The sequence below is a fragment of the uncultured Oscillibacter sp. genome, from assembly GCF_950073225.1.
Lineage (GTDB): Bacteria > Bacillota > Clostridia > Oscillospirales > Oscillospiraceae > Oscillibacter.
Genome location: NZ_CATMPS010000019.1, coordinates 1 through 18,465 on the forward strand (window position 1 = coordinate 1; position 18,465 = coordinate 18,465).

22 protein-coding genes and 3 pseudogenes are annotated in these 18,465 nt (G+C 55.7%); 14 read left to right on the forward strand and 11 right to left on the reverse strand.

Annotation, left to right across the window (positions count from 1 at the left end):
- Window positions 1–14: 14 nt before the first annotated feature.
- Both Q1M04_RS10105 and Q1M04_RS10110 read left to right on the forward strand, forming a co-directional pair.
- A pseudogene (locus tag Q1M04_RS10105) lies at window positions 15–125 on the forward strand (helix-turn-helix domain-containing protein); the annotation flags it as partial.
- A gap of 82 nt (window positions 126–207) precedes the next feature.
- Window positions 208–573: a cysteine-rich VLP domain-containing protein gene (locus Q1M04_RS10110; protein WP_120424403.1), complete on the forward strand. Its 366-nt coding sequence runs from the start codon at window positions 208–210 to the stop codon at window positions 571–573.
- Window positions 574–753: 180 nt separating this feature from the next.
- On the opposite strand, the gene Q1M04_RS10115 is transcribed toward Q1M04_RS10110, so the two are convergent.
- Window positions 754–987, reverse strand: coding sequence for a helix-turn-helix domain-containing protein (locus Q1M04_RS10115; RefSeq protein ID WP_300347332.1), 234 nt, complete (start codon window positions 985–987; stop codon window positions 754–756).
- Window positions 988–1,062: 75 nt separating this feature from the next.
- Window positions 1,063–1,410: pseudogene (locus Q1M04_RS10120) on the reverse strand (endonuclease); the annotation flags it as partial.
- A 2-nt stretch (window positions 1,411–1,412) separates the two neighbouring features.
- Here Q1M04_RS10120 and Q1M04_RS10125 point away from each other — a divergent pair.
- Window positions 1,413–1,721, forward strand: a pseudogene (locus Q1M04_RS10125) (tyrosine-type recombinase/integrase); the annotation flags it as partial.
- 240 nt (window positions 1,722–1,961) lie between these two features.
- On the opposite strand, the gene cysK reads toward Q1M04_RS10125, so the two are convergent.
- Window positions 1,962–2,894 carry a cysteine synthase A gene (gene cysK, locus Q1M04_RS10130; RefSeq protein ID WP_300347330.1) on the reverse strand — a complete coding sequence of 311 codons (933 nt, stop codon included), beginning with the start codon at window positions 2,892–2,894 and terminating at the stop codon, window positions 1,962–1,964.
- A 249-nt stretch (window positions 2,895–3,143) separates the two neighbouring features.
- Between cysK and Q1M04_RS10135 the strand changes: the two genes are divergently transcribed.
- On the forward strand, window positions 3,144–3,575 hold the full coding sequence (locus Q1M04_RS10135) for an Rrf2 family transcriptional regulator (RefSeq protein ID WP_297294340.1): 432 nt from the start codon (window positions 3,144–3,146) through the stop codon (window positions 3,573–3,575).
- 144 nt (window positions 3,576–3,719) lie between these two features.
- Here the strand turns inward: Q1M04_RS10135 and Q1M04_RS10140 are convergent, their stop codons facing one another.
- Window positions 3,720–4,670 (reverse strand): DUF3658 domain-containing protein, encoded by a 951-nt coding sequence (locus Q1M04_RS10140; RefSeq protein WP_016316869.1) that lies wholly within the window; start codon window positions 4,668–4,670, stop codon window positions 3,720–3,722.
- Between the two features lie 904 nt (window positions 4,671–5,574).
- Here Q1M04_RS10140 and Q1M04_RS10145 point away from each other — a divergent pair.
- Genes Q1M04_RS10145 through Q1M04_RS10160 form a run of 4 tightly spaced genes read left to right on the forward strand, consistent with a single transcriptional unit; the run spans window position 5,575 to window position 8,992 of the window.
- Entirely contained in the window at window positions 5,575–6,696 is a 1,122-nt protein-coding gene (locus Q1M04_RS10145) for a hypothetical protein (protein ID WP_300447613.1), read from the forward strand.
- The gene (locus Q1M04_RS10150; protein WP_300447615.1) at window positions 6,693–7,508 is read left to right on the forward strand and encodes a hypothetical protein; all 816 of its coding nucleotides are present in this window, start codon (window positions 6,693–6,695) and stop codon (window positions 7,506–7,508) included. The genes Q1M04_RS10145 and Q1M04_RS10150 overlap by 4 nt, the downstream gene beginning before the upstream one ends.
- Window positions 7,483–8,355: a hypothetical protein gene (locus Q1M04_RS10155; RefSeq protein WP_300447618.1), complete on the forward strand. Its 873-nt coding sequence runs from the start codon at window positions 7,483–7,485 to the stop codon at window positions 8,353–8,355. Before Q1M04_RS10150 ends, Q1M04_RS10155 begins: the two co-directional genes overlap by 26 nt.
- Window positions 8,345–8,992: an ABC transporter ATP-binding protein gene (locus tag Q1M04_RS10160; protein ID WP_295757643.1), complete on the forward strand. Its 648-nt coding sequence runs from the start codon at window positions 8,345–8,347 to the stop codon at window positions 8,990–8,992. Before Q1M04_RS10155 ends, Q1M04_RS10160 begins: the two co-directional genes overlap by 11 nt.
- Before the next feature lie 108 nt (window positions 8,993–9,100).
- On the opposite strand, the gene mnmA is transcribed toward Q1M04_RS10160, so the two are convergent.
- The 4 genes from mnmA to Q1M04_RS10180 all read right to left on the reverse strand — a co-directional run bounded on the left by mnmA (window position 9,101) and on the right by Q1M04_RS10180 (window position 12,312).
- Window positions 9,101–10,174, reverse strand: a complete 1,074-nt coding sequence (gene mnmA, locus Q1M04_RS10165; protein ID WP_300447621.1) for a tRNA 2-thiouridine(34) synthase MnmA — start codon at window positions 10,172–10,174, stop codon at window positions 9,101–9,103.
- Window positions 10,164–10,595 carry a Fe-S cluster assembly scaffold protein NifU gene (gene nifU / locus Q1M04_RS10170; RefSeq protein WP_204791958.1) on the reverse strand — a complete coding sequence of 144 codons (432 nt, stop codon included), beginning with the start codon at window positions 10,593–10,595 and terminating at the stop codon, window positions 10,164–10,166. The genes mnmA and nifU overlap by 11 nt, the downstream gene beginning before the upstream one ends.
- A 16-nt stretch (window positions 10,596–10,611) precedes the next feature.
- Complete coding sequence (nifS, locus tag Q1M04_RS10175) at window positions 10,612–11,799, reverse strand: cysteine desulfurase NifS (RefSeq protein WP_300447624.1); 1,188 nt, start codon at window positions 11,797–11,799, stop codon at window positions 10,612–10,614.
- Between the two features lie 177 nt (window positions 11,800–11,976).
- Window positions 11,977–12,312: a hypothetical protein gene (locus tag Q1M04_RS10180; RefSeq protein WP_300447627.1), complete on the reverse strand. Its 336-nt coding sequence runs from the start codon at window positions 12,310–12,312 to the stop codon at window positions 11,977–11,979.
- Between the two features lie 236 nt (window positions 12,313–12,548).
- Between Q1M04_RS10180 and Q1M04_RS10185 the strand changes: the two genes are divergently transcribed.
- Window positions 12,549–12,986, forward strand: a complete 438-nt coding sequence (locus tag Q1M04_RS10185; protein WP_300447630.1) for an IS630 transposase-related protein — start codon at window positions 12,549–12,551, stop codon at window positions 12,984–12,986.
- Complete coding sequence (locus tag Q1M04_RS10190; RefSeq protein WP_300447633.1) at window positions 12,943–13,386, forward strand: transposase; 444 nt, start codon at window positions 12,943–12,945, stop codon at window positions 13,384–13,386. The genes Q1M04_RS10185 and Q1M04_RS10190 overlap by 44 nt, the downstream gene beginning before the upstream one ends.
- Before the next feature lie 406 nt (window positions 13,387–13,792).
- Here the strand turns inward: Q1M04_RS10190 and Q1M04_RS10195 are convergent, their stop codons facing one another.
- The 3 genes from Q1M04_RS10195 to Q1M04_RS10205 form a co-directional block, all read right to left on the reverse strand.
- Complete coding sequence (locus Q1M04_RS10195) at window positions 13,793–14,641, reverse strand: RsiV family protein (protein ID WP_295758772.1); 849 nt, start codon at window positions 14,639–14,641, stop codon at window positions 13,793–13,795.
- Complete coding sequence (locus Q1M04_RS10200; protein ID WP_297999831.1) at window positions 14,641–15,120, reverse strand: RNA polymerase sigma factor; 480 nt, start codon at window positions 15,118–15,120, stop codon at window positions 14,641–14,643. Before Q1M04_RS10200 ends, Q1M04_RS10195 begins: the two co-directional genes overlap by 1 nt.
- A gap of 167 nt (window positions 15,121–15,287) precedes the next feature.
- Complete coding sequence (locus tag Q1M04_RS10205) at window positions 15,288–16,046, reverse strand: MerR family transcriptional regulator (RefSeq protein ID WP_297999833.1); 759 nt, start codon at window positions 16,044–16,046, stop codon at window positions 15,288–15,290.
- A 156-nt stretch (window positions 16,047–16,202) separates the two neighbouring features.
- Between Q1M04_RS10205 and Q1M04_RS10210 the strand changes: the two genes are divergently transcribed.
- The 4 genes from Q1M04_RS10210 (at window position 16,203) to Q1M04_RS10225 (ending at window position 18,461) form a co-directional block, all read left to right on the forward strand.
- A complete protein-coding gene (locus Q1M04_RS10210; RefSeq protein ID WP_297999835.1) occupies window positions 16,203–16,763 on the forward strand; it encodes a macro domain-containing protein in 561 nt (186 codons plus the stop codon).
- 178 nt (window positions 16,764–16,941) lie between these two features.
- Complete coding sequence (gene rpmE, locus Q1M04_RS10215) at window positions 16,942–17,145, forward strand: 50S ribosomal protein L31 (protein ID WP_297999837.1); 204 nt, start codon at window positions 16,942–16,944, stop codon at window positions 17,143–17,145.
- Window positions 17,146–17,240: 95 nt separating this feature from the next.
- A complete protein-coding gene (locus tag Q1M04_RS10220; RefSeq protein ID WP_297999839.1) occupies window positions 17,241–17,864 on the forward strand; it encodes a CatA-like O-acetyltransferase, family 2 in 624 nt (207 codons plus the stop codon).
- Between the two features lie 78 nt (window positions 17,865–17,942).
- Window positions 17,943–18,461, forward strand: coding sequence for a flavin reductase family protein (locus Q1M04_RS10225; protein ID WP_297294029.1), 519 nt, complete (start codon window positions 17,943–17,945; stop codon window positions 18,459–18,461).
- Window positions 18,462–18,465: the final 4 nt, after the last annotated feature.

The following is an 18,465-nucleotide window of genomic DNA, read 5'->3' on the forward strand; positions in this document are numbered from 1 at the left end:
GGAGTGATGAAGCTATGGCAGTTTTCCGAGTGGAGCGCAACAAGGGCTATACCGTTATGAGCAACCACCATTTACGCAACAAGGAACTGACATTAAAGGCAAAGGGGCTTTTGTCGCAAATGCTTTTGCCGCCCGCACCCTTGCCAAAGTGGGGCGCATGACCGAAGCGGAGTTTGCGGGGCTTGCCGTTTACCCCGCCGACGAGGTATGAACGAGATCAAGCGGCTCACGCCGCCCCAAAGCCGGAAAGTCAACGCCCTTGTACGCCGGACGTGCTGCAATTATGATAGCGGAAACTGTATTTTGCTGGACGACGGGGACGAGTGCGTATGTCCGCAGCTTATTTCCTATTCCCTGCTCTGTAAATGGTTCCGCATTGCTGTACTGCCCGCAGATAAGGAGCTGTACGCCGAAATTTACCAAACGGGAGATATGCGCCGTTGTAGCGTATGCGGTGCGCCCTTTGCGTCCAGCTCCAACCGGGCGATTTACTGCCCGGACTGCCGGAAGCGTATCACCCGCAGACAGACCGCCGAGCGTATGAGGAAACTGCGGGCGAATGTGACGCGATAGGGGCGAAATAAGCCTTGATTTATGCGGCTTTCCGGGCGAAGAAATAAGGCAGCAAGGGATTTATACCTTTACCCCCGGAAATGCCGTTCTATTGCGTAACAATCCAATCTCTGCACCCATAAGAAAACCGGGGCGCGGTGGCTATCTGATAGCTGCCGCGTCCCGGTTCTTTTTTATTGCTTATGGTTCCTCAATGGGAAATTGGGGGATAGCCTGTAACAATTTTGTAATAAGCTGCTGCCGTATATCTTCATCAACCACCGCTTTCATGCTTCCGTCCGGCTGCCGTTTCCTTACCGTAGAAAGGCAGTTGATTTTGTCACCGTAACATTCCAGCACTTTATCCAACGCCCACTGTTCGCCCGCAACGGCGGCTTGGATTGTTGCAAAATCTGGACTTTTCATTTCTGCCATAGCTTCATTCTCCTATCTGCTTTAAGATACCCCTATTGTATCATGCTAGTTTGAAGATTTCCACTACAAGCGGATTTATCCGCGCTCTGTTTCCCTTTCCCGTTCCGTCTGCTTCTCTGTCTGTAAAATGCTGTCTATGTTCCGCTTGATAACGTCATATTCCTGTACTTGCTTTTTCAGCTTGCCATAATCGACATAAAGGCTTTCTTTCTGCCCTTGCAGCTTTTCATACTCCGCTTGGAGGGCGGGGACGCTGGGGAGCTTGCCGCCGATCTGCGCCGCCTTTAGTGCCTTTACCGCCGCTTCATAGAGGATAATACCCCGTTCATGCTCTGCCCGGTATTTCTCCTTGTTCCGGGCTTTGCGGTAGGCTTCATAGAGGGGCTTTGTCTTTTGGTAGGTAGTGACGTTCTTAATCAGCAACTGTTGACGGTTACAGCAATTTCCTTTTCCTTAACCGGGACGGTTGCCCCAAAACGGGTGTGAATTATTCTAATATGTTCCGGGGGCTTGCGAAGAAGTACAACAAGAGCCATGAGGAAGCCTTACCAAAGGCTATGACACCGCACACCTTACGTCACACGTTCTGTACTAATTTAGCCAATGCGGGCATGAACCCGAAAGCGTTACAGTACATCATGGGACATTCCAACATTACCATGACGCTGAACTATTACGCACACGCAACTTTCGCTTCCGCAAAGGCTGAAATGGAAAGGCTGATTGCAGCATAGTCGCAGACGGATTTACTACTTCTTTTACTACTATTGAGAGGGAAAACCTAAGAGGTTATGAGGGTATATAAGAACTTCTCCCCATATCTAAAATGCCGGGAAAGCCCGAAAATACGGGCTATACCGACATATAAGAATTTCTAAAGAGATAATCTAAATTCACCATAAATTTTCAATGAAAAACAAACGGCGGGAAAAAGTCTGCCGGACCTGCCAAAGTGTTGTGACACCAGGCCGGTTTTAATCCTGGAACAGCGGTGTGGAGAGATAGCGGTCCCCCGTGTCCGGCAGCAGGGCCACGATGGTCTTGCTCCTGTTCTCCGGCCGCTTGGCCAGCTGAACCGCCGCCCACACCGCCGCGCCGGAGGAGATACCCACCAGGACGCCCTCCTTCCGGCCCACCAGCTTCCCGGCGGCGAAGGCGTCCTCGTTCTCCACGGCAATGACCTCGTCATAGACGCCGGTGTCCAGCACCTCCGGGACGAAGCCCGCGCCGATGCCTTGGATTTTGTGGCTCCCGGCGCTCCCCTTGCTCAGCACCGGGGAGGCGGCGGGCTCCACAGCCACGACCTTCACGGCAGGATTCCGCTCCTTCAGGTAGGCTCCCACGCCGGTGACGGTGCCGCCGGTGCCAACGCCCGCCACGAAGATATCCACCTTCCCCTCGGTGTCCTCCCAGATCTCCGGGCCGGTGGAGGCCCTGTGGGCGGCAGGGTTGGCGGGGTTCACGAACTGTCCGGGAATGAAGCCGCCGGGAATCTCCTTGGCCAGCTCGCCGGCCTTGGCGATGGCGCCCTTCATGCCCCTGGCCCCTTCGGTGAGGACCAGCTCCGCGCCGTAGGCCTTCATCAGCTGGCGGCGCTCCACGCTCATGGTTTCGGGCATGACAATGATAATGCGGTAGCCCCGGGCGGCGGCCACGGCGGCCAGGCCGATGCCGGTGTTGCCGGAGGTGGGTTCGATGATGACGGAGCCGGGTTTCAAAAGGCCCCGGGCTTCGGCGTCGTCGATCATGGCCTTGGCAATCCGGTCCTTGACGGACCCGGCGGGGTTGAAATATTCCAGCTTCGCCAGGACCCGGGCCTCCAGTCCCTCTTCCTTCTCGATATGGACCAGCTCCAACAGGGGCGTTTTGCCGATCAGCTGATCGGCGGATGTGTATATCTTGCTCATAGCGGTTTCCTCCTCATAATCTCAATCTTAATAATAATGCGGCGTTTGTCCCGCTCCGTCAGCTATGATGGATACGACATCGAAATCCAGGATGTGGATCGTTTATATCCCAATCTTCCAAGTGGGTTTATTTGTATTATAGAAGGAAAGATCTTCCCTGTCAATCGTCATTGTGTAAAATCCTGCTTGAAACCCAACTAACCATGTTGTATAATAGGTAATATATTCTATTAAAAGGAGCGTCGCCATATGCTGATTTCAACGAAAGGCCGTTATGCCTTGCGGGTTATGGCCGACCTGGCTGAGCATCCGTCAGAGGGGTACATTCCCTTGAAAGAAATCGCGCAGCGGCAGGAAATTTCGGAAAAATATCTGGAGGCCATCATCAAAATTCTGGTCAAGGCCCGTCTGCTCACCGGCGTGCGAGGCAAGGGGGGCGGCTACAAGCTGACCCACCCTCCGGAGCAATACACGGTAGGCGAGGTTTTGCGGCTGACGGAGGAAACGCTGGCCCCTGTTGCCTGTCTGGACGAAACCGCGGATATCTGCCCAAGGGCCCTGAATTGCCGTACTCTGCCGGTCTGGAAGGGGTTGAATCGGGTCATCAACGAGTATCTGGATCACATCACGGTGGCGGATCTCATACATTCGCGCGATGCCGGGAACGATTATGTAATATAAAGAAGCCGCCGGGTTCCGCAGAATTGCGGGACCCGGCGGCCCTTATATCAGCTCTTTTCAATAGAAAGCTGTTCCAAGAAAACATTTGTCAAGGGGGATTTCACCCAAAAGATGAAATCCCCCCGATAAACTGAAAGTTCTCTCTTATGAAGCTCGGCGCACCTCATCCCGGTAGAAACCGTCACCCTTAGACACCGTAATCAGTTCGCCCTGGTCGAGCATTGCCTTGATGCGTTTGGCCAGACACCAGTCACCAATACCCAGTCGCTCACGGCCCAGTACCTCGCCGATGAGTTGGGCCACCCGGAAGACCCCATTGGGAATGTGGGCACGGATAAATGGATCGTAGAAATCCTCCCCCACACTGACCAGCCGCCCGTTGACCACAGCCCGTAGGGGGGCGTTCTCTTTCCGCAGTCCTGCCCACTCCATGGCAATGGCCCGGCGGACACTCTTGGGGATTTCCCGCTCCAAGGGAAGGAACGCCGCCCAGTCCCCTGGAACCAACTCCCCCCAGCTAAGACAGGACTGTACTGTACCGTCCTCCCTCGGCATCCACTGAGGCAATTCTAAGGCGGTCACGGGGCAATCGAAGCTCCGAAGCAGCCAGCACACTTCGTAAAACCCACACAGGGACCAAGGTGCGGCGGGGCTGTACCAGATGCGTACTGCCTCGCCGTTTTCTGCCGTCTCCAACAGTCGTAACCGATCCTGCTGACGCTGCTCCCACATCTGATCACGCTGTTGGGCGTAGTCCTCAGGGGTACTGTCTGGGAGAGGGAAGTCGCCCCCCAACCAGGCGGTAAGCAGATTAAACCGAGCCTTATCCACATTGGGTCCGCTAAGGGGACCCATATCCAGACCGTAGGAAGGACACAGTACATCTCCAGGACTGCCACCCACAGGTCGTGCCCGACGTTTCTCCTCCTCCCACTGGGCCTTGAGTTTTGCCATGGCCCGCTCCTGTTCCTCCGGTGTGGTCTCGCCTTCTCCAAAAATGAACCCGATAGGTCCGTCCTCGCTATTGATGCAGGAACAGTGGGTAGCCAGCTTCAACGACCCGCGTTCGCTGTCGGAGAAAACAACCTGTAGCATGGTAAGACCTCCATATCAAACTCTTATTTATCGAATTGACACGAACCAAGTATACCATCACCGCAAGTAACTTTCAACCCCAGTTATAGATGCAGATAGTAGTAGCAAGCAATGCACCGGTATATACCTGGTGCAGCTTGTTGGTGTCCGAAGACCCCCAAGCCCCCGGTGCATCGGTGAAGCTCCGCCCGATGCACAAGCCGCCGTTGGCGTCTGCTGGCCTGTCCATACTGGGCAGGGAAGGGACGCTCGGCGGGTCTCCCTGGTCGAACGCACGACTGCCGCAGGCAGTACCACCGCTCGCTTGCGGGTGGTGAGTAAGTGCGCTCTTCGAGAGGACCGGCAGAGAGAACGGAGCGCCCAGGTCATCCCCGGACGCTCCCGCTTCGGTTCCCTCCTGCTGGTAAATCACCATCCCTCCATCCTGTGCCATTCTGCCACAAATGAACCGCAGTCAATGTAATGTAGTGGCTTGGTGAAACCACCCTTTATACATTACATCTCAGGAGAAAGCTCTCGGCCGTCTTGGCGGCGGTTTCCCGGCAGTCGGAAAAGAAATGGTCCGTCGGATAACTGACCGTGTGGAATATGACGCCGCCCCGCGCCTGAATGGCCCGCTCCAGAGGGAGGCAATGGAGCTCCGGCGGCGTGTGAACATCCAGACTTCCGGCAATGCACAGGACTGGCTTTTTTGAAAAATGATTGTTTGAAGCGCCGGAGACGCTTACGTCCCCCCTCAAATAGGGCTATCGGGCCTTGCCGTTCATGATGCAAAAATGATGAAACGAAAGCGCATACTATGGAAAATATGGGGATTGTCTCGCAGGAAATGCAATAGACCCCTATATTTTTTTCGCATGAAGGCCTAATATGCGAAATAATTTCAAGACAAGTGGAGGTTAAAATGAAAAAGATCAAAAAAATGATGGAGATTGCAATAAGCGCGGCAGTTCTCCTGGCATTATTGGGAGGATGCGCCCATACATCTCAGAGCGAAGAACAATCAAATATTGATGATGGCCGTATAGATACAGATTCCCAAGTCGTTGGGGCACAGGACGAAACGAATGCCGCTGCCGGAGATGAACAGAACACATCCGTTTTCATAGATGAAAAATTGGATGAGAACTTGTTCATCAGTGCGGAATTGAAAATGCCGGAAAAAATACTTTATGAGTATGCAACGCAATTAAAAAGTTTTGACTATGCGAAAGCGCAGGAAGCAATCGGGCAAAATGAAGAAGGAAGCCTTGATGTTGATGATGGGAACGACGGGTTTATGAGCGGCTCACTTACATATCAAAGAAATGATATGGCAAACCATTTGGACACCTACTGTTCCTATGCGGGGGAGATGGGATTGACAGATGACAGGGAGTTGTCTTTTATGCCCCAAGCGGATGCTGCTGCAAGGATTCAGAATTTTATAGGGATGCTTGGAGTGGGCGGAGAGCTGGAAGCTCTTGATGTGGTTGCTATGGATCAAGCGGATTTTGAGAATGTGAAAAAAGCGATTATGGAAGATGGCGACTATCAGTTTTTGTCAGCAAAGGGATATGGAAGCGATACGTTTGAGGAAGGCATGGAAGTGTACCGGATCGTTTTTCGAATAAATGTAAATGGGTCCCCCGTATACCGAGGCGAGCCAAATCTGCGGCAAACAAGTGAGAGATTTTTGGCTTACCCAGCCGCTGTAACGGCATTGTTATCAAATAATGGGATCGAAATGATAACCATGATGGGAATGTTTGAGCCTTATGAGGAACAGCGGAAGGAAGCGGCTATTATAGGCGAAGACGGCATCAAAGAAGCAATCATGAAAAAATTTGGCGACGTGATTTTAACAAGCGAGTTTAGGGCGAAGAATATCTGGATGGAGTATTTCCCGCTTCTGAGGGAAGATTCCTTTACCGAAATGGATTTGATTCCGGCATGGTGCGTTGATTTTGAAGTAGATGGAGAATCGGTTGAAGACAGCAGGTATTCGATTCGATTCAACGCAGTCACAGGAGAGGAAATTTCGTGAGCCGGGTATTTATAAATGAATGGAAACGGGCAATCAATACAAGCACCTTCTTAGCGGTTATTGGCGTTATGTTCTGCATTTGCTTTGATTCATGGAATGATTTGGTCAGCGCAATGCAAAGCGGCAATCCTGTCTGGTGCGTATACTATTTTATAAGCAATTCCGCATTCGGAGGAATGTGCAGAAATTATATATTGCCTGTTTTTGCGGCGCTGCCTTTTGCGGCCAGCCTTTGCGAGGAAAGAAGCAGCAAGGCGGTTGCATACATTGTTTCCAGAGAGGGTATGCGAAGGTATGGCGCTGTGAAATATATCGTAAATATCCTGATAGGCGGGCTGGTGGTTGCGTCAGGCACGGTTTTGCTGATGTTATTTTTGCGCATAAGGCTCCAGATGACAAGTGATTATTATGGGGCATCGGCTGAAAGCGCGGCGGATTTATTTCATAAATGGCTGGCGGTTCATTACCCGGTCCTCTACTGCGTGACAGAGGCGGCTCTTGGATTTATGCGCGGGATGTTATGGGCTGGCGCTTCTTTGCTTGTGTCATTATATATAAGGGATAAATTCGTCATTACGATGTTTCCGTTTTTGGGCAGCTATGTAATCGTTAAAGCAAGTCAGATCGCATCCCTTGATGCTAACTGGCGGTTTGATCAAATATTGATAGGCAGAACAGTCATTCACAATAGCGGATACACGGTTATGGCCGCGGCCTTTGTTTCGGGTATTTTGGTTTTCCTGATGGGTGTATATTTTACGGAAAGGTTGGCAAGGGGGCTTCGAGATGGAATGTTTTATGAAAGCAAATAAGGTATCAAACTATAATATGAGGATGTTGCGGGAAAATATAAGAATACCATTCACCCTTATTATGGTTGCGCTGTACGTGATGGAAAGCCTTTTTGCCGTTTCAGCCTTCAGTCGGAGTGTACATATAGATGTTACACCGTTTGCCTTTGTCTTTATAGTCAATCATTACGGGATGCAGTTTGTTATAGCGGCATGCGCAGTCATCCTGTTTTGTAATGCGCCATTTGAAGATGAATCCTATCAATATATGATTTCCAGAGCAGGAAAACTGGCGTGGGGATTGGGGCAGATCCTTTATATCACAAAAATGTCGATTCTCTATACTGCTTGTTTGACAGCGGCAACGATCATTCCGTTTCTTGGACATATTCAATGGTCAAACGAATGGGGAAAGATTTGGGGAACACTGGGAAAAACAAACGCCGGAGCGGAGTTCGGCGTGGAACTGTCAATATCTCAGAATATTATGCGGCAATATGAGCCTGTCAATGCGCTGTTTATTAGCATATTCCTGGAATTTTCCTGCATTTTGTATATTGGACTGCTGGTCTATTTTGGAAATAAGATGTCCGCCAAATCAGTAGGAACATTTGCGGGAGCGCTGATCGCTGTTTTGGATATATGCGTCTCAAATGACTGGCTGGACTGGGCGTATGGGGTTTCTCCGGTAAGCTTGGCGCAGTTAGGACTGTTTTATGGCTTTGCGCCCAAATGGGGGATCAATCTGGCATATGCAGAGAAATTTTTCATGATTGCAATCGTAAGCCTCAGCGCATTATGCATGGCCGCAAATTACAGGGAAAAGGTAATCAATCGAATCATTGAGAGGCGTATTCATGGAAGATAAATGCGGGATTTTTGTAGAGAATGTGACGAAAGTGTTTGGCGAGCAGGATGCGCTGAAAAACGTGTCCGCAAAATTTGGAATGGGGAAAATTTATGGAATCGTAGGAAGAAACGGCTCCGGCAAAACCGTTCTGCTTAAATGCATTTGCGGCTTGCTGCATCCCACGGCAGGGACAGTAACAGTTAATGGCAAAATTGTTGGAAAAGATGTGGATTATCCGGAAAATATAGGATTTATTATTGAGACGCCAGGCTTTCTTCCAAGGTATTCCGGGCTAAAAAACCTGAAGTATTTAGCGTCTATCAGGGGAAGGGTTAAAGAAGGTGAAATACGAAAATACATGGGGCTCGCAGGACTAAATCCTGATGACAAAAAGCGCGTCGGAAATTATTCGCTTGGTATGAAACAGCGCCTTGGAATTGCGCAGGCGTTAATGGAAAATCCAGACATTCTTATATTGGATGAGCCGATGAATGCGCTTGATAGCAATGGTGTTGAAGATATAAGAATGGTTTTATTAAAGATGAAGGAAAACGGTAAATTGATCATCATCGCAAGCCATGTTCGGGATGATATTGACATTCTATGTGACGAAGTGCATGGAATGGAGGGGGGGATTTTGAAGAAAATACGTTAATGTGAATTACATACGGATGGACCCCTAGGAAAATGAAGACAGAAATCGTGACTGTCTCTCCGTTCTCTATCATCTCAGCCAGAGCCGTGCCGCCTCTTCGCCATTTTTCTAGGCCGAGGGGAGAATCTCGCCGCCGCCCAGCACGGTGTCTCCCTCATAGAGCACAGCCGCCTGGCCCGGCGCGGGAACCCGCTGGGGTTCGTCAAATACCACGCACACCCGGCCTTTTTCGGCGGGATAAGCCGTGGCAGGCAGCTCCTTTTGGGTGCTTCTCAGCTTGACGCCGCAGGGAAACGGCCGCTCCTGAGCCGTCCCGGAAATCCAATGAAACGCTCCCACTTCCATCCAGGCCCGGAGCAGCGCCTCTTTTCCGCCCAGGGTAACGGTGTTGTCCCGGACCGAAATCCCGCAGACATAGAGAGGCTCTCGCGCGGAAACGCCGAGTCCCCGCCGCTGGCCGATGGTATAGCGGACAATGCCCCGGTGCGTTCCCAAGACTCTTCCGGCGATATCCACAAAGTTCCCCGGGACAGCGGCGTTGCCGGAAATGCGCTCCACGGCGGCGGCATAGTCCCCGTCTGGGGCGAAACAAATATCCTGGCTATCCCGTTTTCCCGCATTGGCGAGTCCGGCTTCCCAGGCAGCTTTGCGGACTTCGGACTTTAGGTGCCCTCCCAGAGGGAGCAGGGTATGGGCCAGCTGGTCCTGGGTCATGCCGTAGAGAAAATAGCTCTGGTCCTTGGATTCGTCCAGGGCTTTTTTCAGGGCATAGCGCTGCCCCTGCCGTTCAATTCTCGCATAGTGCCCGGTAGCGAGATAGTCAAAGCCCAGGACCCTGGCCCGGTCCAGGAGCTTCCCGAATTTCAGATACCGGTTGCAGTCGATGCAGGGATTGGGCGTCAGGCCGCTTTCGTAACCGGCGGCGAACTTCTCCATCACCGCCGACCGAAAGGCATCCTTGAAGTTGAACACCCAGTGGGGAATCCCCAGCCGGAAGGCCGCCGCCCGGGCGTACTCCACGTCCTCCAGGGAGCAGCACGTCCGGCGGCTGAGTCCCGCGTCCCCGCTGTCAAAGAGCTTCATGGTGCAGCCCGCGCAGTCATAGCCCCGCCGCTTCAGCAAGAGAGCGGCAGCGGAAGAGTCAACGCCGCCGCTCATCGCGACCAGGACTCTACCTCCCACAGCCTTCACAGTGGGCGCAGTCCGGGAACTGAGCCGGATCATAGGCAATGCCCTGGCGGTCGTAGTAGTCTTTCAGCGCCGCCTTGATGGCCTCCTCCGCCAGGACGGAGCAGTGGAGCTTGTGGGCCGGGAGGCCGTCCAGGGCCTCCGCCACGGCCTTGTTGGTCAGGGCTATGGCCTCGGACACCGGCTTTCCCTTGATGAGCTCCGTGGCCATGGAGCTGGAGGCGATGGCGCTTCCGCAGCCGAAGGTCTCGAATTTCACGTCCTCAATAACGCCGTCCCGGATTTTCAGATAGATCTTCATGATGTCCCCGCATTTGGCGTTGCCCACTTCTCCCACGCCGTCGGCGTTTTCGATGGTCCCCACATTTCGGGGATTGCGGAAATGGTCCATCACTTTTTCACTGTATAAAGCCATGATTTGATTCCTCCTCTTAGATGATATGCGGCGCTTTGCCGCTCTCCAGGTCCCGCCAGACGGGGGACATACTCCGCAGATACGAAACTGCGTCCCGGACGGCTTCGATCAAATATTCAATTTCTTCCTCCGTCGTCTCCTCGCTGATGGTCAGGCGCAAGGAGCCATGGGCGATCTCGTGGGGCCGCCCGATGGCCAGCAGCACATGGCTGGGGTCCAGGGACCCGGAGGTACAGGCGGACCCGGAGGAGGCGCAGACCCCCTTGTCGTCCAGCAGGAGCAGCAGGGATTCTCCCTCGATGCCCTCGAAACAGAAGTTGACATTGCCGGGGAGCCGCTTCGCCGGGTCGCCGTTCAGGACACTGTGGGGGATCTCCGAGAGGCCCGCCATGAGCCTGTCCCGCAGGGCGGAGACCCGGACGGCGTTCTCCGTCAGATGGGCGCAGGCCTCCTCCAGCGCCGCCGCCATGCCCGCGATGGCGGGGACGTTCTCCGTCCCGGCCCGCCTGCCCCGCTCCTGGGCCCCGCCCTCAATGAGGTTCGTCAGGGCCGCGCCCCGGCGGGCGTACAGCGCGCCGGCGCCCTTGGGCCCGTGGAACTTGTGGGCAGAGAGGGAGAGAAGGTCGATGTTCTGGGCCCGGACGTCAATGGGCAGGTGCCCCGCCGCCTGGACCGCGTCGGTGTGGAACAAGACCCCCGCCTCCCGGCAGGCCGCGCCGATCTCCGATATGGGCTGGACGGTTCCGATCTCGTTGTTGGCGTACATGACGGTCACCAGGCAGGTGTCGGGCCGGATGGCCTCCCGGACCTGCTCCGGCGTCACCAGGCCGTTTTCGTGGACGTCCAGCAGGGTGACGGCAAAGCCTTCGCCCTCCAGCCTTTTCAGGGTGTGGAGCACCGCGTGGTGCTCAAAGGCGGTGGAGACGATGTGGCGCTTGCCCTTCCGGGCCCCCAGGACGGCGGCGGAACGGATGGCCTGGTTGTCCGCCTCGCTGCCGCCGGAGGTGAAGGTGAGCTCCCTTGGTTCGCAGACAAGACAGGCGGCGATACGTCCCCGGGCGTCCTCCAAAGCCTCCTTGGCCTCCTGACCGAAGGCGTAGAGGCTAGAGGGGTTGCCGTAAAGCTCGTCCATATAGGGCAGCATAGCGTCCACAGCGGTCCGGCTCATCTTCGTCGTGGCCGCGTTATCCGCGTAAATCATCATAGAAATCCTCCGTTAAATAACCTGGTATGTTTGTTGGTAATTATATATTATTCCAAATAACCTATAATGTCAATAGGTAATTTGAGCTTTTGAACACTATCGGAGAGGATACCGTTCTTCGCAATCACCAGAGGACCGGCAGATGTTCATTCCTTTTTTGCGGCAGATAGGGCTGGGTCACGCCCCCAGCCGGGGACCAGCCGAAGGCCGCCTTGGGGCGGCGGACCGGAGGGCGGCGATATAGAAAGCGTTTTCATGGCCGCAGAGCTGGGCCGCGGGGATGGTTCTGTCCTTCAGGAGCTCCGCCACGGTCTCCACCGGCTGGTCCACAAAGGCTCCCACGGGGACGACGGCACCGTCCAGCTTCCGCCCCAGGGCCCGGACCTGGTCCGGGGGCAGGCTCCGGTGGTTCCTGAGGAAGTTGATGATGAAGCCGCACCAGGCGGGCCGCGCCTTGTAGACATACTCGATATCACAGGGCCGGTGCAGCCCGCAGATTTTGATCTTCGTCATTTCGCCGTCTCCCGCATTGCTTTCAATAAGCTGGTTTTGCATTTAGCGGTCGTTTTTTAATTTTACTTCTGATTGATGTTTTTCACCAAACCATAGGATTCATCAAATAGATTGAGAACCTGTATTCATAACCAGCCGGACAGCGTTCGCCGGTTGTGAATATAGGTTCTATAGCAATCCAATAAAATAGCAGTGAATTGACTAAAGGTGTAGAATGCTATCAGAAGGTGATAGGTATGTTGCACAACGAGGCGCGAAGACTGCTGGTACAGGCATATGAACAGACCCACGATGCACAGACAGTGGCAAAGTGTTTCCAGGTAAGTACCAGTACCGTGTATCGTTTGAGCGGACAAAAGAAGAAAACCGGCAGTGTAGAACGTCAAACCAGTCAGCGAGGAAGGAAACCGGCCCTGACGGAAGAAGATTTGCAGGGCATAGACCAACTGATCGTAGCCCAGCCGGATATTACAATCGACGAAATCATCGAAAAACAGGGACTGTCTGTCAGTAACGAAACGGTGGGAAAGGCCGTGATTAGACTGAGTTATGTTTACAAGAAGAAGTCCTTTTACGCGGCAGAGCGGGAGCGTGTTCGATGTTGTGGCGGCGAGAGAAGCCTGGAGTGGAATGATCACGCAATGCGAAGCGGACAAACTGGTATTTCTGGATGAAAGCGGCGTAAACACGGACTTGAGCCGCCGATGTGGGCGGGCCATTGGCGGGGAGCGGTCAGCAGACAAGACTCCCTTGAATACGCCTGCCAATACCACGATTCTTTCCTCCATAAGACGCAATGGTGAGACGGCCTATACGATTTACAGCGGTGGAACGACCCGCGAAAAATTTCTGGACTATCTTAAGGAAACGCTCATTCCCACACTGCACGAAGGGGATATTGTTGTCATGGATAATATGCGTACGCATCACGGCAAAGAGGTCCGGACGCTTTTGGAGGGGGCTGGCATGAAATTACGGTACTTGCCAGCGTACAGCCCTGATTTGAATCCAATCGAAAATGCGCTACACGTTTTACCGTGGTTTGACCCGGGTATCCAACAGGGTGAGGCTTAAATTTGCTGCCATGAACCTCAAAAAGCTGGCGAGCTGGAAAGCCAGAAAGCGCTCTTCCCGTTCGGCCAGCACTTTTTTGACAAGCTGAGCACCGGACCGTCTGGTCCAGCTTCAGGCTGTCTTTTATCATTTCGGGGGATTAAGGAACCACTGATTTAATCGCTGCGGGCAAAGCGAATGGCGCGAAAAAGTTTAAATTATTGCAAAAGCATAGCGAGGTATCTCTGCTTTGCATCTTGGAAATCACATCGTTTTTGAAAATTCGATTTAATCAGTGCTTCCTTAAATCAGCGGTTCCTTTATCCTTCAATATCTTTGCAGCCTGTCTGGATATTCTCCAAACAGGCCGCTTTTCGACAGGCTGGGAGGCCGCCCGAATGGGGCGGCCTCTGCTTCTATCGAGTGTTCAGTTGATGGGGAACTCCGGGATGCCCGCCGCGCCGGCGGCGATGCTGTACTCGGGGAAGCACACCACGACCGTGCCGTCCTCCCGGACATAGAAGCCGGTGGTCTCGTCCACGGTGGTAAAGCCGCCTTCCTCCGGGGCGAAGAAGAAGGTGAAGCCCTCCTCGTCCACGCTCTCGGCAATCTGCCGCTCAATGGCGGCGTTGCAGGTTTCCACCCAGTTCTCTCCCAGGCAGTCCCGGAGGGTCAGGTCCCGGTCCTCGCTGAGGTCCAGGTTGTAATAGTACCGCTCCTCCATGGAGGACACCCAGCCCTCGGCAAAGGTCACCACAAAGGAAACCCGGGACTCCGACTGGCTCTTGATCTCATAGTCCACGATGACGTCCATCTCCCGGTCCGCCCACTCCTCTTCGGTGCCGCCGGTGGCGAAGAAGGCCTCCCGGTAGTCGTCCCAGTCCTGCTGGGCCTTGGCCAGGTGGGCGTCCACCTTCTCCTGGATGACGGCGTTGACCTTCCCGGCCAGGTCCCCTTCCGCCTCCAGCTGGGGAACGGTCACGTCGTAGTGGATGCCGTCCTCCGTCTTGTCGTAATCCACGAAAGTCAGCACCTGGAACAGCCCGCCAAGGACAGGCACCTCCGCCGCCGCCTTGGCGATGGTGGGGGACAGGTTCAGCCCCGCCAGCAGTACGGCAAAGCAGGCGGCGGTGGCCCCCCAGCGGCGGAGCGTCCGGCCCCGGCGTGCCCGGTACCGGGCCTTCCCCTCCCGGACGCCCGCCCGGACCCGCTCCGACAGCTCGGCGGGAATGGGGGTGTTGTCGTAAGCCTCTTTGGCGTTTTTGAATTCGTTCATCAAATCTCCACTCCTTCCATGGCGACGCGCAGCTTCCTCAGCCCCGCGTACAGGCGGCTTTTCACCGTGCTGATGTTCTGCCCGGTGACCTCGCCGATTTCCTTCAGGGTCATCTCCTCATAAAACCGCAGCTTGATAACGGTCCCCACCTCCGCCGGCAGGGCGTTCACCTGCCGGGCCAGTGTGTCGTCGGCGGGCTCCGGGTCCTCCTGGCCCAGCTCCGGTCCCTCCTCCGGGAAGGGGACCACCCGGCCCCGCTGGCGGAGGGTATCCTGACAGGCGTTCATCAAAATCCGGGTAAACCAGGTTTTGACGGCCCCAGGGTCCCGGAGGCTGTTCTGGTGCTCCAAAGCCCGGCAGACAGCGGTCTGCACCGCGTCCAGGGCCTCCTCCCGGTTGCGGAGGACGCTGTACGCCAGCCGGTAGGACCGGGCCTGGGTCTCGATGAGGAACGAGGTTAAGGTTTCTTCCTTCGTCACATCGATGCTCCTTTCTGAAAGGGTTCCCGCCGCCCTGTCCGGCGCCTGAGCTTTGGCGGCGTCTGTAGTATAGACGGAAAAGGTGGGCGGAAAGTTTGAGGGGGACGAAATTATTTTGCCGCCAGCGGAAAACGCGGAAGGGCCCGCCTTTCCGGCGGGCCCTCTGCTCACTCCGTATAGGCCCGGACCGCATCCCGCAGGAACGCGGCGCAGCCGGGGACCTCCTTGTCGTAATAGGCGGCGAAGCGTTCGTCCGCCGTATACAGCTCCGCCACACCCCGGTGGGCCTGGGGGGTGTACTTGGCCCAGGTGCAGCACAGCCAGCGGCGGTGGAGCTGCGCAATGCGCCGCCCCTCCGGGCCCGCCGGGGCCTCCCCCGCCCGGACGGCGGCGGCCAGGGCGGAGAGAATTTCCGCCTCCAGGGCCTTCCACCGGCCGTGCTCCTCCTCCGTCATGGAAAGGAGCCTGGCGTTGGACTCCTCCACGGCCTCCGGGCCGTACTGTTCCCGGATTTCCTTTCCGTATTGCTCCTCGTTGGCCTCCACGGCCCGGCGCTTGAACGCCTCGAATTTTTCCTTGTCGGACATTTGGGTTCCTCCTTTTGCCTCGTCGATGGTTTTCTCTACCGTCAGGATCAGGGCGTCCAGCCTCCGCCGCCGGGCCTCCAGCTCCGCCAGGTGGCTCTGCAGCGCCGCCAGACGGTCAAAGCCCGGCGCGTCCAGGATTTCCCGGACGGCCTCCAGCTCCAGCCCCAGCTCCTTGTAAAAGAGAATGGCCTGGAGACGGTTCACCTCCTCGGGGCCATAGAGGCGGTAGCCCGCTTTCGTGGTCCGCCGGGGCTTGAGCAAGCCCTTTTGGTCGTACCAGCGCAGGGTCCGGGGCGTCACCCCGGCCAGCTCCGCCAGGGCTTTTACGGTGTATTCCATAGCGGTATCCCTCCTGACAAACCGCAGTATAAGGGCTGACGTTACGGCAAGGTCAAGGGAAATCTGAAAATTTCCCGAAAAAATTTTTGTTGCCTTCCCGGCGAAGGTCCGATACTATAGAAGATAACCACTTCATCAACCAAGGAGGACCCTGCCATGGACCGTTTTTCCATCCTCGTGGGCGATATCACAGCATCCGACGCCCAGGCCATTGTCAACGCCGCCAACACCACCCTGCTGGGGGGCAGCGGCGTGGACGGGGCCATTCACCGCTCCGCCGGGCGGTCGCTTCTGGCGGAGTGCCGGACCCTGGGGGGCTGCGAAACCGGGCAGGCCAAGCTGACCAGGGGCTATAACCTCCCCGCGGAATACGTGCTCCACACCCCCGGCCCCATCTGGCGGGGCGGGACTTACGGGGAGGCGGCGCTGCTGGCCTCCTGTTACCGCTCCTGTTTGGAGCTGGCGGAGCAGCAGGGCATTGAAACCGTGGATTTCCCCTCCATCTCCACCGGGGTCTACGGCTACCCCATGGCCCAGGCCGCCGGCGTGGCCCTGAAAGCCATCATGGATTTCCTCCGGGAGCATGAGCTCCCCCGCCGGGTGCGCATGGTGTGCCATACGGAGGCGGCGGCGGAGATTTACCGGCAGACCTATAATATGTGGTACGCCGGGGAGAAGGCGGAGCGGCTGCTTTCCCCGGAGGACGGCAATGCGTAACATTTGCATTTTTTATCATATACCCGGCGGTGGGGAAACGCAACCGGGCCTCAAAAAATAAACTTCCCCAAATCGAAGAAAATGCTTGCAATTTAAAAACCGGCGTGCTATACTGACAGTTGCTGTTATAGTGAAAGCTATGCGGCGAAGTTCGTTTTAGAAAGGGGTGAACAGAGCAATGAAGGAAGGAATCCATCCCAATTATCAGCAGACTACGATTACATGCGCCTGCGGTAATGTGATTGAGACAGGTTCTACCAAGAAGGATATCAAGGTGGAAGTCTGCTCTAAGTGTCACCCCTTCTTCACCGGCAAGCAGAAGCTGGTGGACACCGGCGGCCGGGTCGCGAAGTTCAACAAGAGGTTCGGCCTGGTCAAGTGAGTCCGACACAATCACTGCTAAAAGAGCGCGCCGTAGTCCGGCGCGCTCTTTTTCGCGTTTTGCCCGGCGGAGCCCGGAGCGGCTGAGGAGGAAGCATGAAAGAACTGGACCCGAACCAAACCGGCCGGGCGGAGGCCTTCCAGCTTTGGATGCGGGCCCCCATGCCCATGGTGACGCTGGTGAAAACCCTGGACGTCACCCGTCCGGCGCGGCTGAGCCGCAGGGGGGATTTGAAATTCAACCTGCTCCTTTGCTGGTGCATTGGCAAAGCCGCCTCCCGGGTGGAGGAATTTTACACCCTCCCGGTGGGAGAGAAGCTGATCCGCTATGAAAATCTGGCCGTCAACACCGTGGCGTCCCTCCGGGACGGGGGCATCGCCACCTGCGACGTCCCCTTTTCCGAAAGCCTGGACCAATTCCGCCGGGACTACCTGGCCCTCACCGCCCAGGTGCGGGAGACCGGCGCGCCCTATGATTTGAACGGCGATTACATGGTCATCGGGACCTCCGCCCTGCCCCAGACGGAGATTGACGGGGCGGTGAACATCTACGCCGGATGCTACAACAACCCCTTCCTGGTCTGGGGAAAATACCGGAAGAAGCTGTGGCGGGCGTCCCTGCCCATCTCCTTCCAGTTCCACCACACCCAGATGGACGGCGGCCACGCCGCCCGGTTTTTGGAGAACCTCCAGGAGGAAATCCGGGCCTTGAACCCGTGACAAATCCAAATTTCCCGTTGCGTTTTTTGGAGAAACGCATATACTGGAAGCAGTGAACTTAGAAAGGAGTCCTCCGCCATGCGCTTACATCTCACCGATTCCCAAGCCGCCGTCCGGGAGCTTCTCCCGGCCCTGGGGGCGGAAAACGCCCTGCTCACCGCCGGAACGGCGGACCGCTGCAACACCATGACCATCGGCTGGTGCCAGGCGGGACGGCTGTGGGGTCTGCAAACCTGCACGGTCTACGTGCGGCCGGAGCGGTACACTTATCAGTTTATGGAGGATCAGGCGTATTTCACCGTCTCCGTCCTCCCCAAGGACATGAAAAACGCCATGGCCCTCTGCGGCACGAAGAGCGGCCGGGACATGGACAAAATCAAGGAGTGCGGCCTGACGGTCCGCGCCGGCGCGGGCGGCGCCCCTTTCTTTGAGGAGGCGGAGCTGGTGCTGGTGTGCCGGACCCTCTATGCCCAGGACCTGGAGCCCGCCTGTGTGCTCCCCGCCGGAGAAGAAAAAATCCTGCCCAGCTACGGGGCCAAGGGCGGCTGGCACCGGGTTTACACCGGCGAGATTGTGGAGGCCTACTCCGTCAAATAACAAG

Bases quoted from the DNA above. Each gene is read 5' to 3' on its own strand.
- Q1M04_RS10195 (WP_295758772.1), bottom strand. From the start codon at position 14,641: ATGAACGAATTCAAAAACGCCAAAGAGGCTTACGACAACACCCCCATT.
- Q1M04_RS10160 (WP_295757643.1), top strand. From the start codon at position 8,345: ATGGAAGATAAATGCGGGATTTTTGTAGAGAATGTGACGAAAGTGTTT.
- Q1M04_RS10135 (WP_297294340.1), top strand. From the start codon at position 3,144: ATGCTGATTTCAACGAAAGGCCGTTATGCCTTGCGGGTTATGGCCGAC.
- Q1M04_RS10220 (WP_297999839.1), top strand. From the start codon at position 17,241: ATGAAAGAACTGGACCCGAACCAAACCGGCCGGGCGGAGGCCTTCCAG.
- Q1M04_RS10155 (WP_300447618.1), top strand. From the start codon at position 7,483: ATGGAATGTTTTATGAAAGCAAATAAGGTATCAAACTATAATATGAGG.
- Q1M04_RS10185 (WP_300447630.1), top strand. From the start codon at position 12,549: ATGTTGCACAACGAGGCGCGAAGACTGCTGGTACAGGCATATGAACAG.
- Q1M04_RS10145 (WP_300447613.1), top strand. From the start codon at position 5,575: ATGAAAAAGATCAAAAAAATGATGGAGATTGCAATAAGCGCGGCAGTT.
- nifS (WP_300447624.1), bottom strand. From the start codon at position 11,799: ATGATGATTTACGCGGATAACGCGGCCACGACGAAGATGAGCCGGACC.
- Q1M04_RS10115 (WP_300347332.1), bottom strand. From the start codon at position 987: ATGGCAGAAATGAAAAGTCCAGATTTTGCAACAATCCAAGCCGCCGTT.
- Q1M04_RS10190 (WP_300447633.1), top strand. From the start codon at position 12,943: ATGATCACGCAATGCGAAGCGGACAAACTGGTATTTCTGGATGAAAGC.
- Q1M04_RS10140 (WP_016316869.1), bottom strand. From the start codon at position 4,670: ATGCTACAGGTTGTTTTCTCCGACAGCGAACGCGGGTCGTTGAAGCTG.
- Q1M04_RS10110 (WP_120424403.1), top strand. From the start codon at position 208: ATGAACGAGATCAAGCGGCTCACGCCGCCCCAAAGCCGGAAAGTCAAC.
- Q1M04_RS10180 (WP_300447627.1), bottom strand. From the start codon at position 12,312: ATGACGAAGATCAAAATCTGCGGGCTGCACCGGCCCTGTGATATCGAG.
- Q1M04_RS10210 (WP_297999835.1), top strand. From the start codon at position 16,203: ATGGACCGTTTTTCCATCCTCGTGGGCGATATCACAGCATCCGACGCC.
- rpmE (WP_297999837.1), top strand. From the start codon at position 16,942: ATGAAGGAAGGAATCCATCCCAATTATCAGCAGACTACGATTACATGC.
- nifU (WP_204791958.1), bottom strand. From the start codon at position 10,595: ATGGCTTTATACAGTGAAAAAGTGATGGACCATTTCCGCAATCCCCGA.
- Q1M04_RS10225 (WP_297294029.1), top strand. From the start codon at position 17,943: ATGCGCTTACATCTCACCGATTCCCAAGCCGCCGTCCGGGAGCTTCTC.
- cysK (WP_300347330.1), bottom strand. From the start codon at position 2,894: ATGAGCAAGATATACACATCCGCCGATCAGCTGATCGGCAAAACGCCC.
- Q1M04_RS10205 (WP_297999833.1), bottom strand. From the start codon at position 16,046: ATGGAATACACCGTAAAAGCCCTGGCGGAGCTGGCCGGGGTGACGCCC.